Raw genomic sequence first — 13,939 nt, 5'->3', positions numbered from 1 at the left:
ACCTCATAACACAATAACAAGGGTGAGCCACATGCAAGGCATGATCATCAGCAATCCGAAGCTGGAATTCCTGCGCCCGGTGCTGGAACGCTGGTTTGACTGTATCGACCGCTACAACGCCGTGCGCGGCGATAACGATACGCCTTACTGGTACGACGAAAACGCCAACCTCGGCCTGCTCTCTGCCGCAGCCTGGATGGCGGAAATGGTCACGCTGCAGCAAACACCGTCGCGCAAACAGACCGAAGAAGGCGAACGCAACGCCCGCGCCGATCTGTTTATCGCCACCAGCGAAGAACGCGCGTACCTGCAGGCCACCCAGCGCTGGCCGCGGGTCAACAACCTGAACCTGACCCAGGCACTGGCGGACATCACCAGCGACGCGAAGCGCATCAGCTACGCCAGCGACCTGAAACTCGGCTGCCTGTTTGTCGCCCCGCAAAAAGCCCAGCACAGCGCCACCCCGGAAGAACTCCAGGACATGCTCGACGACCTGCAAAAGGAGCACACCTGCGCCGTGGCCTGGTATTTCCCCTACGCCTACCGCAAGTTGCGCAATGAAGCCGGCAACTACCATCCGGGGATCGCCGTGCTGTTCAAGGAGGCCCGCGGCTGACCGGTTGAACCATCGGGTGTTTACGCTTCTCTATGATTACGTCAATGCATTCATAGGGAAGATCAGTAATGCGCAAACCCCAGCTCATTCTCATCATCGCGCTCGCCGGAGGGCTCGCCGCCTGTGGTGAAACCTCCAGCCTGCAAGTCTCGGACGGCACCGGACCGTCGCCCAAGCTGCCGGAACCGAACAAAACCCTGATCCCGACGGTGAACATCGCCCCGGCGATCGGCTGGCCTCAGGGTAAAAAACCCGTCGCCGCCGCAGGCACTCAAGTAGCAGCGTTTGCCGAAAACCTCGAACACCCGCGCTGGCTCTACGTGCTGCCCAACGGCGACGTACTGGTAGCCGAAACCAACGCGCCGTCCAAATCCGATGACAGCAATGGCATTCGCGGCTGGATCATGGGCAAAGTCATGGGCCGCGCCGGGGCTGGCGTCCCCAGCCCGAACCGCATCACTCTGCTGCGGGACAAGGACCACGACGGCGTCGCCGAAACCCGCACGGTGTTCCTGGAAAACCTCAACTCGCCTTTCGGCATGACCCTGGTTGGCAAAGACCTGTATGTCGCCGACACCGACCGCTTGCTGCGTTTTCACTATGAAAACGGCGAGACAGCGATCAAGTCACAGCCAATCAAAGTGGTCGATTTGCCGGGCGGCACGCGAAATCACCACTGGACCAAAAACGTCATCGCCAGCAAGGACGGCAGCAAGCTGTACGTCACCGTGGGCTCGAACAGCAACGTTGGTGAAAACGGCATGGATCAGGAGGAAGGTCGCGCGGCGATCTGGGAAGTCGATCGCGCCACCGGCAACCATCGAATCTTCGCCTCGGGGATTCGCAACCCGAACGGCCTGGCCTGGGAGCCACAAAGCGGCGCACTGTGGACCGCAGTCAACGAGCGTGACGAAATCGGCAGCGACCTGGTGCCGGACTACATCACTTCAGTGAAGGACGGCGGGTTCTATGGCTGGCCTTACAGCTATTACGGGCAACATGTCGATGTTCGCGTCGAGCCACAAAACCCTGATCTGGTCGCCAAGGCCATTGCACCGGACTACGCAGTGGGGCCCCATACCGCGTCGCTGGGCCTGACGTTCGCCGAAGGCAGCAAGTTGCCCGCGCCGTTCACCCAAGGCGCCTTCATCGGCCAGCATGGCTCGTGGAACCGTAAACCGCACAGCGGCTACAAAGTAATTTTCGTGCCGTTCAGCGCCGGCAAACCGAGCGGACAGCCGCTGGATGTGCTTACCGGCTTCCTCAACGACGAGGGAAAAGCCATGGGGCGGCCGGTGGGCGTGGTGATCGATCAGCAGGGCGGCTTGTTGGTGGCGGATGATGTGGGGAACAAGATTTGGCGCGTTAGCGCGGCAAAATAATGTGATTACTGCAAGACGATAATCCTGTGGGAGCTCCCACAGGGGATCAGCGTTTACGACAGAACGTGCGAGCCGGCATGACAACCCGGGCTATGGATTATGTGCCAAGTGCTCGGGCTGCAGGACGCGCTTGGCGCTCAGATAAGCCTTCTGCCAATAAGCCTTGGACAAGCTGTCCAGTTTCACCGTGCCGCCCGTGGCTGGAGCATGGACGAAGCGCCCTTCGCCGACATAGATCCCGGCATGGCTGACCTGGGAGCCACCATTGGTGGCAAAGAAAATCAGGTCGCCGGTTTGCAGGCCTTCCTTGCCGACGTTGGGAGCCTGCATGCCGATCATCTCGCGTGTGGACCGCGGTAAGGAAATGCCTGCGACATCGCGATAGACGTAACCGATCAAACCGCTGCAATCGAACCCGGAATCCGGCGTGTTGCCGCCCCAACGATAAGGCGTCCCCACCAGACCGAGCGCGCGAAACAGTACGTCTTCTGCCGCAGGGGAAAAGGCTTGGGGAGAACCGAAAACAATCGGTGCGCGAACCACCGGCGCAGGTGGCGGTGTGCGGCTGGCGCAGGCGCTGAGCAGCGCTGCGAAGAACATGAGTGCGAGGCGGGCCGACATCGTCATAAACAGAACATCCTGATCTGGCTGCGGCTTTTTTTCTGCCACAAAGACAGAAAAGAAAACCGCCTGCGCAGAACGCAGGCGGTTTGCCATCAATAATAGATCAGGATTCTAGCGGCTACGCGGCAAACTTCAAGTAAGACTTTAAGTTCGCCTTGTAAACTGTCCGCTTATTTGCGCGCAGTGACGATAGGCGCTGCAGCCGGTGCCATTGCGAGCGCACGCTTGGCTTCGATGAAGGTCTTGCTCCAGTAGCTGTCGCCCAGGCTATCGACCCGGACACCACCGCTTTTGCGGCTGCTGGAGTGGATGAACTGGTTGTCACCCACGTAGATCCCGGCGTGACTGACACGACCGCGACGGCCATTGGTGGCGAAGAACAGCAGGTCACCCGGCTTGAGGGCGCTGCGAGCCACCAGCGGAGCGTCAACGTTGATCATTTCGCGAGTGGAGCGCGGCAGGTTCATGCCAGCCTCTTCACGAAACAGATAACCGATGAAGCCGCTGCAGTCGAAGCCTGCCTCGGAGGTGCCGCCGAAACGGTAACGGGTACCGATCAGGGACATGCCACGTTCGAGGATGCTGTCAGCCAGAACCGGAAGCTGGTACGACTTGCCGCCGGCGAAGTCTGCCAGTTCTTTATTGGTGGCTAGCTCTTCCTGGAAAAGAACGGAAGAAGACTGCGCGGTAACTGAATTTGAAACCTGATGCTGTGGCTCTTGCTGGGACACTGGAGAGTGAGCAGCGCAACCGAACAACAGGGTGACAAGTGCGAGAGGCACGAGGGGTGCGAAGCGATTTAGCATGGGCACGACCGCGGCTGATAGTTGTAAAGAAGCCGAGACTATGCCCGCTATCGATCTCATTTGCAAATTCAATCGATCTTTATGTGACTTATCGGTTTCTCGTTTCCATCTAAGCGCTTAAGCCCATTTTAAACCTTTGCGCAGCCTGCTCCCCTGCAGGAAAGCGGAATTGTTGACGCCTGGAATATGCCGGAGCCCGCGAAAAACCTGGCTTTTACCAGCCCAACGTCTCTTTCAGGAACGGGATTGTCAGCTTGCGCTGAGCTTGAAGGGAGGCCTGATCGAGGCGCTCAAGCAGCTCGAAAAGCGCACTCATGCTGCGAGTACCGCGAGTCAAAATAAAATGACCGACTTCGTCAGTCAGGTGCAGGCCACGACGGGAGGCACGCAACTGCAAGGCACGCAATTTGTCTTCGTCAGAGAGCGGACGCATCTGGAAGATGAGCGCCAGTGTCAGCCGAGACTTGAGGTCCGCCAGCTTCACCGGTAGTTCGCGCGGGGACGTCGAGGCGGCGATCAGCAGACGCCGACCGCTGTCACGCAGACGATTGAACAGATGGAACAACGCCTCTTCCCAATCCGCCTTGCCGGCGACCGCCTGCAAATCGTCCAGGCAAACCAGTTCGTATTGTTCGAGGTTGTCGAGGATTTCGATGCCGCGGTCCATCAACTCGGCCAGCGGCAGATACACCGCCGGTTCACCCATCTGCTCGAAACGCAGGCAAGCCGCCTGCAACAAATGCGTGCGCCCTACCCCGTGCTTGCCCCAGAGGTAAATCAGGCTTTCCGTCCAGCCGGCGTCGGCTTCGCACAGCCGCTCGACATAGCCGAGTGCAGCGGCATTGGCGCCTGGGTAGTAATTGATAAAGGTGGCGTCATCACGCAGACGCACACCTAGGGGCAGCTGAATCGGTTTCATGCTGACTGAACAGTTCCAAAGGAACCGTTAGTGGCCTCTGTGTAAAGTTTGCGAAGTTTATACCCGTGAAGCTGACGGCACAATGCGACAGACCACAAGCAAAATCAAAGGTTTGCGTTAACGTGCTGGTTTTATGACAGTTTCTTTGGCGGTGCATGTGACAGCCGCGCGAGGGATACGGGCAAACCCGGCGTGAAACCAGGCTGCCCGCGACGAGCGATCTCGAAGCCTTACTTCTCAGACTCGTCGACACCGCCGTAGATATCCGAATCTTTATACAAATCATGCACATGGCGCACCAGAACCATGATCACCGCCGCCACCGGCAATGCCAGCAGCACACCGGTAAAACCAAACAGCTCGCCGCCGGCCAGAATCGCAAAGATCACCGCCACCGGGTGCAGGCCGATCCGGTCACCCACCAGCAACGGCGTCAGAACCATGCCTTCCAGCGCCTGGCCGACCATGAACACCGCGACGATACCGATCATGGGATACAGATCGCCACCGAACTGGAACAGACCGGCAATCAACGCCGCGCCAATCCCGATGACAAACCCCATGTACGGCACGATCGCCGCCAGACCGGCAATCAGACCGATCAACAACCCCAACTCCAGCCCGACGATCATCAAGCCAGCGGCGTAGATCACACCCAGCGCCAGCATCACCAGCAACTGTCCGCGCACGAACGCCCCAAGCACTTCATGGCATTCCCCAGCCAGGGTCATGACACGCTCTTCACGATCACGCGGCAGCAAGCTGCGGATCTTGGCCATCATCAGGTCCCAGTCGCGCAGCAGATAAAAACTCACCACCGGGATCAGCACCAGATTGGCCAGCCAGCCGATCAGCGCAAGGCCTGAAGCCGTCGCCTGACTCAGCACCACGCCGACAATGTCGGTGGTCTGGCCCATGTGCTCGCTGATCGCAGCCTTGAGCTTGTCGAACTTCCAGAAGCCCTCCGACAAACCCAACTTCGATTGCGCCCACGGCAACGCGGTGTGCTGCAACCAGTCGAGCATCTGCGGCGCCAGTTCATACAAGCGAAACAGCTGCTTGGCGAGCATCGGCACCAACACCAACAATAGCGTGGTGAGGACCATCGTGAACAACGCGAACACCGCCACCACGCCCCATGTCCGGGACAAGCCGAGCTTCTCCAGCCGATCCACCAGCGGGTCGAACAGATAGGCCAGCAACAGCGCCACCAGGAACGGCGTCAGGATCGGATGCAACAGGTAAACAAACGCGCAAAGCAGGGCCACCCCACCGAGCCAGAACCAACGCCGCGTATCGGCCATGTACCACTCCTGCTTCTATATAAAGAAAAAACTCACCAACGGAAATGCAACTGCGGCGTCGGGGCAAGCGCTGGCGCTGCGGCCGGCGCAGAACCCACAGTCACCGGCTGAACAGGTGCCGGCACCTGACTGGCCGGAACCTCCTGCAATTGCGCCAGGGACAACTGAGCTCGCAGCTGATCGGCACTGCCGTTGACGCGATAAAGCACGCGGTCACCATCGACACTTTGCAGACGCGCGCCAAAAGGCTCCAACAAACGCCCAAGCGTCGCATAACGCTCCAGATTCATGCCCTGAACTTCCAACAATTGCTCACCCGACGCACCTGGCTTGGCAACGAAACGCGACGCCAGACGCTCGCTGACCGCCAGCATCACCGCATCGGCCACGGCGGCGGTATCGGCGCCCTGCACGCTACCGGCCTCTTTCTGATCGCCCAGCCACAGTCGCCACTTGGCTTGCCATTGCCCCCCTTCTTCACGGGCATGCACCGCCAGCAAGGCATCGGCATTGTAACGATCGGAGGCACTGCGCAGTGGCGCAGGGTCGGCACCTTCCAGATTCGGTGCCGTGGCGACGATCTGTTCATTCAGGTCAGCCAGCGGCAAACGCAGCGGCAGGCCTCGGTGCTGAGCCGCCCGACGCAAGGGCGCAGCACTGGCCTGACCATCGCCGACCAGGCTCGAACCTTCGGTGGAATCGTTCAACCACCAGCTGAGGATCGACGGCCGATTGGCCCCCCACACGGCCAGCCCGGCACGACGCAAGGCCTGCTCGGTGGTGGCCGGGTCGAAATCGACTTTCAGCACTTGCGGTGGCCCGGCGTCGTAGCCGAACTGACTGATGATCTGCTGAGGGTCTTTGCGCACGGCCGCAAGGCCAGGGCTTTGCGCCGCCTTGGGATCGCCGGTCAAGCGCAACACCAGCGTTTCCAGCGCCTGCTGAGTCGCCTGGTCGCGCTCCTCCGGTGTCTGGCCGCTGACCGGTTGGCGCACTTGATAGAGGCCTTTGACGGTTTCGGCATGGCTGGCCAGGCTGACCACGGATAAACAGCCCACGAACAAGAATTTAAGAAAACGCATGGAAGATTCCTGACGACAAGAGCGGCTGGAACAGACCGCATGAAGACGATTGAGCCAGGGCTGTGACCGCAGGCCCAAGCAAAACATTCACACGATCGCGGTAAGTTTTCGCACTGTCATAACGATAGACGGTTAACGTCGTACCTTATACAGCCATGTGGGACGTCGCCAACACGGGCAATATCAGTTTTTTTAACGCGATATGCCCCTGCCCGTCGGCACGAGGATGGCCGCTGCCCCTCAAGCCTGATAAAATCGCGCGCCTTCGCAGACCGGCTACAGCCGGGTAGTGTCGAAATAGCGCGTGAGGCAATTGCCTCATCAATTTCGACAGGCCCGCTGAACTCGGTCGTTACCCCTGAATCCCCCCTAAAGGCCTGGATCATGAGCAAGCAACCCTCCCTGAGCTACAAGGACGCCGGTGTAGACATCGACGCCGGTGAAGCATTGGTCGAACGCATCAAGAGCGTCGCCAAGCGCACTGCGCGCCCGGAAGTCATGGGCGGCCTGGGCGGTTTCGGCGCCCTCTGCGAAATCCCGGCCGGTTACAAACAACCGGTGCTGGTATCGGGCACTGACGGCGTCGGCACCAAGCTGCGCCTGGCGCTGAACCTGAACAAGCACGACAGCATCGGCATCGACCTGGTGGCCATGTGCGTGAACGACCTGGTGGTCTGCGGCGCTGAGCCGCTGTTCTTCCTCGACTACTACGCCACTGGCAAACTGAACGTCGACACCGCTGCTCAGGTTGTAACCGGCATCGGCGCCGGCTGTGAACTGTCCGGCTGCTCCCTGGTCGGCGGCGAAACCGCTGAAATGCCTGGCATGTATGAAGGTGAAGACTACGACCTGGCCGGCTTCTGCGTCGGCGTCGTGGAAAAATCCGAAATCATCGACGGTTCGAAAGTCGCTGCCGGCGATGCCCTGCTCGCCCTGCCGTCTTCCGGCCCGCACTCCAACGGCTACTCGCTGATCCGCAAGATCATCGAAGTGTCGGGTTCCGACATCGAGAATATCCAGCTCGACGGCAAACCGCTGACCGACCTGCTGATGGCTCCGACCCGTATCTACGTGAAGCCGCTGCTCAAGCTGATCAAGGACACCGGCGCCGTCAAAGCCATGGCCCACATCACCGGTGGCGGCCTGCTGGACAACATCCCGCGCGTACTGCCAAAAGGCGCTCAAGCGGTGGTTGACGTCGCGAGCTGGACCCGCCCTGCGGTGTTCGACTGGCTGCAAGAGAAAGGCAACGTCGACGAAACCGAAATGCACCGCGTGCTGAACTGCGGCGTCGGCATGGTCATCTGCGTGGCTCAAGAGCACGTTGAAACCGCGCTGAACGTCCTGCGTGAAGCTGGCGAGCAGCCATGGGTCATCGGTCAGATCGCCACCGCTGCCGAAGGCGCGGCTCAGGTCGAACTGAAGAACCTCAAGGCTCATTAATGTCCCAGACCTGTGATGTGGTGGTGCTGCTGTCCGGCACCGGCAGTAACTTGCAGGCCTTGATCGACAGCACGCGGACCGGCGACAGCCCGGCCCGCATTGCTGCGGTGATTTCCAACCGCGCCGACGCCTACGGCCTGCAACGCGCCAGGGACGCGGGTATCGACACCCGCACCCTGGATCACAAGGCTTTCGAGGGCCGCGAGGCCTTCGATGCCGCGCTGATCGAACTGATCGACGCCTTCAACCCCAAACTCGTGGTACTGGCCGGTTTCATGCGCATTCTCAGCGCTGACTTCGTGCGCCATTACCAAGGTCGCCTGCTCAATATCCATCCCTCGCTGCTGCCCAAATACAAAGGGTTACACACTCATCAGCGCGCGCTGGAGGCCGGCGATACGGAACACGGCTGCTCCGTGCACTTCGTCACCGAGGAACTCGATGGCGGACCACTGGTCGTACAGGCAGTAATACCGGTAGAGTTGCACGATTCGCCGCAGAGTCTGGCGCAGCGAGTCCACACCCAGGAACACCTGATCTACCCGATGGCCGTACGCTGGTTTGCCGAAGGCCGTTTATCACTCGGCGAACAAGGTGCTTTACTGGACGGACAGTTACTCGCGGCCAGCGGCCACTTGATTCGAACCTAGGAGATTTTATGCGTCGTGCCCTGCTCTTCGCTTGCGCTCTGCTCGCCCTGCCGTTTGCGCAGGCCGCGGACCTTCATCCCTTCTCCGCCAGCTACACCGCCGACTGGAAGCAACTGCCCATGAGCGGCACCGCCGAACGCAGCCTGACCAAGGAAGCCAACGGCGTCTGGAAACTCAGCTTCAAGGCGTCGATGATGATTGCCAGCCTGACCGAAGAAAGCACCCTGACCCTGGACAAGGATACGCTGCTGCCGCAGTCCTACCACTTCGAACGCGGTGGCCTGGGCAAAGCCAAGAAGGCTGATCTGGATTTCGACTGGACCAACAAGATGGTCACCGGCACCGATCGCGGTGACGCCGTCAAGCTCCCGCTCAACCGTGGCATGGTCGACAAGTCCACCTATCAACTGGCGCTGCAGCATGACGTGGCCGCCGGCAAGAAAAGCATGAGCTATCAGGTCGTCGATGCCGGCGAAGTCGATACCTATGACTTCCGCGTGCTGGGTTCGGAGAAAGTCGACACAAAGGCAGGCCAGATCGATGCAGTCAAGGTCGAGCGCGTGCGCGATCCGACACAAAGCAAGCGCATCACCGTGCTGTGGTTCGCCAAGGATTGGGATTACCTGCTGGTCCGTCTGCAACAGGTCGAAACCGACGGCAAGGAGTACAACATCATGCTCCTCGACGGTACGGTCAACGGCAAGACGGTCAAAGGCAGCTGATCCGGACCGACATGAAAGCCCCGCAAACGCGGGGCTTTTTTTCGTCTGGCGTTAAGCGGGGGGGACAGGACAATGACAACTTTGAGCTGTGGCCAAATCGTCCGGCAAAAAATAGGAACGCGAACGTGAAGGAATACTCTATAAATTCAGGGTCTTTTTTGATCGAATGACTTTTCCTGATCCCTGCGAGGTTTCCCATGACCGTTACCGTCAATACTGTCTCCGCCGAAGGTTTTCGTCACAGCGTCCAGATCGATGACCATGAACTGTTTGCCGATGTTCCCAAGTCGTCCGGTGGCGAAGGCACCGCGCCAGAGCCCCATGACTATTTCGACGCGGCCCTCGGCGCCTGCAAGGCCCTGACCCTGAAGCTGTATGCGAAGAAAAAGGGCATTCCACTGACCGGCGTCGGGGTCGAGGTCAAGCGCGACAACAGTGAAGAGCAGAAAGGCAAATATGCCCTGCACGTCAAACTCACGCTCAAGGGCGTACTCACCGACGCCCAGCGCGACGAGCTGCACCGCGTGGCCGACCGCTGCCCGGTACACAAGCTGATGACCACCTCTGAAGTCAGCATCGAGACTCATCTGTCCGAAGGCGCCTTCAGCCAATAGCGGCAACGGCTACGCAAGCGGGTTATGCTCCCTGCGTCACCCGCTCAGCCTGGAACGCACCATGAACACTCCGCTCGTGATCCGCCCCCGCGCCGAAGATGTCGAAGGCCAGCCGATCCTTCGCCCTTTGCCGTCAGCCAAATGCCGCAACGTCGGGCCCTTCGTGTTTTTCGACCACATGCTCGAAACCCGTTATCCACCGGGCAAAGGCATGAACATCCGTCAGCATCCGCACATCGGCCTGTCCACCCTCACCTACCTGTTCGAAGGGCAAATCCAGCACAAGGACAGCCTCGGTTCCGATCAGGTGGTTAAAGCCGGCGATGTCAGCTGGATGACCGCCGGCAGTGCGATTGCCCACGTCGAACGCACGCCCGAAGCCTTGAAGAACAGTGGCGGTACAATGCACGGCTTACAGATCTGGCTGGCTTCGCCCAAGGACCGTGAGCACGGCCCAGGACACTACAGCCACCATCCAGCAGCCACGCTGCCCGTCAGCGAAAACCTTGGCGTGAAGATACGAATGATCGCCGGGACGGGCTTTTGCCTTGAATCACCGGTCCCGGTACTTTCGCCTACGCTGTATGCCGAATTGAACCTGCAAACGGCGACCACACTGCTGATTCCCACCGAGCATGAAGAACGGGCGTTGTATGTGTTGAGCGGCGAGGCGCAGCTTGATGGCGAGCTGCTGGAGCCCTACACGCTAGTAGTGCTGCCGGCCGGGGAAGAGATGACGCTGTTCGCCGAGAGTGACTGCCATGCCGTGCTGTTTGGCGGAGCGCCACTGGACGGGCCACGACGGATCAACTGGAACTTCGTGGCCAGTGATCCGGCGTTGATTGATGAAGCACGTCGGCGCTGGGCGGCCGGGGATTGGCCGACGGTGCCGGGGGAAAGTGAGCGGATTGAGTTGCCGAAACACCGAAGCCCGCCAACGCCCCTGTAACTGATCGGCTGATCGTTCCCACGCCGCGAGCTTCCCTGGAGGCATTCCCACGCAGAGCGTGGGAACGATCATCGTCCGGACCGAGAGCAGCAATCAACCCTTGAACACTTCATCCAGCAAGTTATGCATCGACGTGAACGCGCGAGCCGCGGTTTTCGCGTCATACATCATCATGCCCGGCACGTTGGCATGCGGGTCGGTGAACGAATGCACCGCGCCGCCATAGCTCAGCAATTGCCAATCCACACCGGCGGCATTCATCTCAGCTTCAAACGCTGGCAGCTGCTCTTTCGGCACCAGCGGATCGGCAGCGCCATGCAGCACCAGCACCGAACCCTTGATGTTTTTCGCATCGTTCACATTCGGCGTATCGAGCGTGCCGTGGAACGACACCGCAGCCTTCACCGGCGCACCGCTACGCGCCAGCTCCAGCGCGCAGCAACCACCGAAGCAGAAACCAAAGGTCGCCAGTTTCGAGGTATCGACCGCCGCCTCGCCCTGCCCTTGCAGTTGTTCGAAGGCTGCCTGCATGCGTTTGCGCAGTAAGGCGCGATCATTCTTCAGCGGCATCATCGCCGCGCCTGCCTCGTCGCCGTTCTGCGGACGAACCGATTGCCCGTACAGATCCGCGATCAGCACCACATAACCCTTGGATGCCACCGATTTGGCAATCTCCTCGGCGCCAAAGCTGACACCCATCCAGTTCGGCGCCATCAACAGACCCGGACGCGAGCCTTTATGGTCGGCATCGAAGGCCAGACGGCTTTCATACGATTGGCCGTCGATCTGATAGGCGACGGATCGAACAGTGATTTGGCTCATGACTGACTCCCAGTAAAAAAGCACCAGAATGAAAAAACCCGCCGAAGCGGGTTTTTATACAACGTGGTTAAACCGACAGTTCAACCAGCAGCTTGTTCAGACGACGCACATAAGCGGCCGGGTCTTTCAAGCTGTCGCCGGCCGCCAGGGCCGCCTGATCGAACAGAATGTGCGACAGGTCGCCGAAGCGCTCGTCGCTCTGCTCGTTGTCGAGCTTCTCGATCAGCGGGTGAGCCGGGTTGAATTCGAAGATCGGCTTCGAATCCGGAACCTTCTGACCGCTGGCCTCCAGGATCTGACGCATTTGCAGGCCCAGGTCCTGCTCGCCGATGGCCAGAATCGCCGGAGAGTCGGTCAGGCGATGGGAAACCCGCACTTCAGCAACGGACTCACCCAGAGCGGTCTTGAGACGCTCAACCAGGCCTTCCTTGGACTTGGCGACTTCTTCCGCGGCTTTCTTGTCTTCTTCCGAATCCAGGTTGCCGAGGTCCAGGTCACCGCGTGCCACGTCGACAAAGCTCTTGCCGTCGAAGTCGCTGAGGTAGCTCATCAGCCACTCGTCGATACGGTCGGTCAGCAGCAGCACTTCGATGCCTTTCTTGCGGAAAACTTCCAGGTGCGGGCTGTTTTTGACTTGCGCGTAGGTTTCGCCGGTCAGGTAGTAGATCTTGTCCTGACCTTCCTTGGTACGGGCCAGGTAGTCGGCCAGACCTACAACCTGCTCGCCGTCGTCGCCCTGAGTGGACGCGAAACGCAGCAGACCGGCAATTTTTTCTTTGTTGGCGAAGTCTTCTGCCGGGCCTTCTTTCATGACCTGACCGAAGTTCTTCCAGAAGCCTTTGTATTGCTCAGGCTCGTTCTTCGCCAGTTTTTCCAGCATGTCCAGAACGCGCTTGGTCAGCGCCGACTTCATGGAGTCGATGATCGGGTCTTTCTGCAGGATTTCCCGCGACACGTTCAGCGACAGGTCGTTGGAGTCGACCACGCCTTTGATGAAGCGCAGGTACAGCGGCAGGAACGACTCAGCCTGATCCATGACGAACACGCGCTGCACGTACAGTTTCAGGCCTTTCGGCGCTTCACGCTGGTACAGATCGAACGGAGCACGGGTCGGCACATAAAGCAGCGAGGTGTACTCGAGCTTGCCCTCGACTTTGTTGTGGCTCCAGCTCAGCGGGTTTTCGAAATCGTGAGCGACGTGCTTGTAGAACTCCTGGTATTCCTCGTCCTTCACTTCAGTGCGAGGGCGAGTCCACAGGGCGCTGGCGCGGTTGACGGTTTCCCACTCAACGGCAGGCTTCTCTTCGCCTTCGGCGGCTGCCACTTCTTTCGGCAACTCGATCGGCAAGGCGATGTGGTCGGAATACTTCTTGATGATGTTGCGCAGGCGCCAGCCATCGGCGAACTCGTCTTCGCCGGATTTCAGGTGCAGAACGATACGGGTGCCGCGATCAGCTTTTTCGACGGTGGCGATTTCAAATTCGCCTTCGCCCTTGGACGACCAGTGCACACCTTCGCTGGCAGCGAGGCCGGCACGGCGGCTGAATACGTCAACTTTATCGGCGACGATGAACGCCGAGTAGAAACCAACACCGAACTGACCGATCAGGTGCGAGTCTTTTTTCTGATCACCAGACAGGTGCTTCATGAAATCGGCGGTACCGGACTTGGCGATGGTGCCCAAGTGAGTGACCGCATCTTCACGGCTCATGCCGATGCCGTTGTCTTCGAGGGTGACGGTTTTAGCGTCCTTGTCGAAGCTCACACGGATTTTCAGTTCAGCGCCGCCTTCCAGCAATTCAGGCTTGGCCAGCGCTTCAAAACGTAATTTATCGACAGCGTCAGAGGCGTTCGAGATCAATTCGCGAAGGAAGATTTCCTTGTTGGAATACAGCGAATGGATCATGAGGTGCAGCAGCTGCTTCACCTCGGTCTGGAAGCCCAGGGTTTCCTTTTGAGTTTCCACACTCATGGTCATCAAACTCCAATCAGATGGCAGTGGCCGC

14 protein-coding genes are annotated in these 13,939 nt (G+C 59.5%); 7 read left to right on the top strand and 7 right to left on the bottom strand.

Annotated features, from left to right (window positions below):
• Positions 1-31 precede the first annotated feature (31 nt).
• Both ACEN8R_RS03900 and ACEN8R_RS03895 read left to right on the top strand, forming a co-directional pair.
• Entirely contained in the window at positions 32-616 is a 585-nt protein-coding gene (locus tag ACEN8R_RS03900; protein WP_018925127.1) for a hypothetical protein, read from the top strand.
• Between the two features lie 68 nt (positions 617-684).
• Positions 685-1,998 carry a PQQ-dependent sugar dehydrogenase gene (locus ACEN8R_RS03895; RefSeq protein WP_018925126.1) on the top strand — a complete coding sequence of 438 codons (1,314 nt, stop codon included), beginning with the start codon at positions 685-687 and terminating at the stop codon, positions 1,996-1,998.
• Positions 1,999-2,088: 90 nt separating this feature from the next.
• Here the strand turns inward: ACEN8R_RS03895 and ACEN8R_RS03890 are convergent, their stop codons facing one another.
• The 5 genes from ACEN8R_RS03890 to ACEN8R_RS03870 form a co-directional block, all read right to left on the bottom strand.
• The gene (locus ACEN8R_RS03890; protein WP_019579635.1) at positions 2,089-2,625 is read right to left on the bottom strand and encodes a C40 family peptidase; all 537 of its coding nucleotides are present in this window, start codon (positions 2,623-2,625) and stop codon (positions 2,089-2,091) included.
• A gap of 167 nt (positions 2,626-2,792) precedes the next feature.
• Positions 2,793-3,428, bottom strand: a complete 636-nt coding sequence (locus ACEN8R_RS03885) for a C40 family peptidase (protein WP_019579634.1) — start codon at positions 3,426-3,428, stop codon at positions 2,793-2,795.
• Between the two features lie 214 nt (positions 3,429-3,642).
• The gene (gene hda, locus ACEN8R_RS03880; RefSeq protein ID WP_007936072.1) at positions 3,643-4,347 is read right to left on the bottom strand and encodes a DnaA regulatory inactivator Hda; all 705 of its coding nucleotides are present in this window, start codon (positions 4,345-4,347) and stop codon (positions 3,643-3,645) included.
• Positions 4,348-4,577: 230 nt separating this feature from the next.
• On the bottom strand, positions 4,578-5,651 hold the full coding sequence (locus ACEN8R_RS03875) for an AI-2E family transporter (RefSeq protein WP_018925123.1): 1,074 nt from the start codon (positions 5,649-5,651) through the stop codon (positions 4,578-4,580).
• Between the two features lie 32 nt (positions 5,652-5,683).
• Complete coding sequence (locus ACEN8R_RS03870) at positions 5,684-6,733, bottom strand: DUF2066 domain-containing protein (protein ID WP_018925122.1); 1,050 nt, start codon at positions 6,731-6,733, stop codon at positions 5,684-5,686.
• A 384-nt stretch (positions 6,734-7,117) separates the two neighbouring features.
• Here ACEN8R_RS03870 and purM point away from each other — a divergent pair, with 384 nt between their 5' ends.
• From purM to ACEN8R_RS03845, 5 genes are all read left to right on the top strand, one after another.
• On the top strand, positions 7,118-8,176 hold the full coding sequence (gene purM, locus ACEN8R_RS03865) for a phosphoribosylformylglycinamidine cyclo-ligase (RefSeq protein ID WP_007936066.1): 1,059 nt from the start codon (positions 7,118-7,120) through the stop codon (positions 8,174-8,176).
• On the top strand, positions 8,176-8,826 hold the full coding sequence (purN, locus tag ACEN8R_RS03860) for a phosphoribosylglycinamide formyltransferase (protein WP_018925121.1): 651 nt from the start codon (positions 8,176-8,178) through the stop codon (positions 8,824-8,826). The genes purM and purN overlap by 1 nt, the downstream gene beginning before the upstream one ends.
• An 8-nt stretch (positions 8,827-8,834) precedes the next feature.
• The gene (locus ACEN8R_RS03855) at positions 8,835-9,548 is read left to right on the top strand and encodes a DUF3108 domain-containing protein (protein WP_018925120.1); all 714 of its coding nucleotides are present in this window, start codon (positions 8,835-8,837) and stop codon (positions 9,546-9,548) included.
• Between the two features lie 197 nt (positions 9,549-9,745).
• Positions 9,746-10,162: an OsmC family protein gene (locus ACEN8R_RS03850; protein ID WP_007936063.1), complete on the top strand. Its 417-nt coding sequence runs from the start codon at positions 9,746-9,748 to the stop codon at positions 10,160-10,162.
• 61 nt (positions 10,163-10,223) lie between these two features.
• On the top strand, positions 10,224-11,111 hold the full coding sequence (locus tag ACEN8R_RS03845) for a pirin family protein (protein ID WP_018925119.1): 888 nt from the start codon (positions 10,224-10,226) through the stop codon (positions 11,109-11,111).
• A gap of 93 nt (positions 11,112-11,204) precedes the next feature.
• Here ACEN8R_RS03845 and ACEN8R_RS03840 read toward each other — a convergent pair whose 3' ends face one another.
• Entirely contained in the window at positions 11,205-11,933 is a 729-nt protein-coding gene (locus ACEN8R_RS03840) for a dienelactone hydrolase family protein (RefSeq protein ID WP_018925118.1), read from the bottom strand.
• Between the two features lie 67 nt (positions 11,934-12,000).
• Positions 12,001-13,905, bottom strand: coding sequence for a molecular chaperone HtpG (htpG, locus tag ACEN8R_RS03835; protein ID WP_026286333.1), 1,905 nt, complete (start codon positions 13,903-13,905; stop codon positions 12,001-12,003).
• Positions 13,906-13,939: the final 34 nt, after the last annotated feature.

The sequence above is a fragment of the Pseudomonas sp. Pseusp15 genome (assembly GCF_059492165.1).
This window is presented reverse-complemented; position numbering and strand designations above follow the sequence as displayed.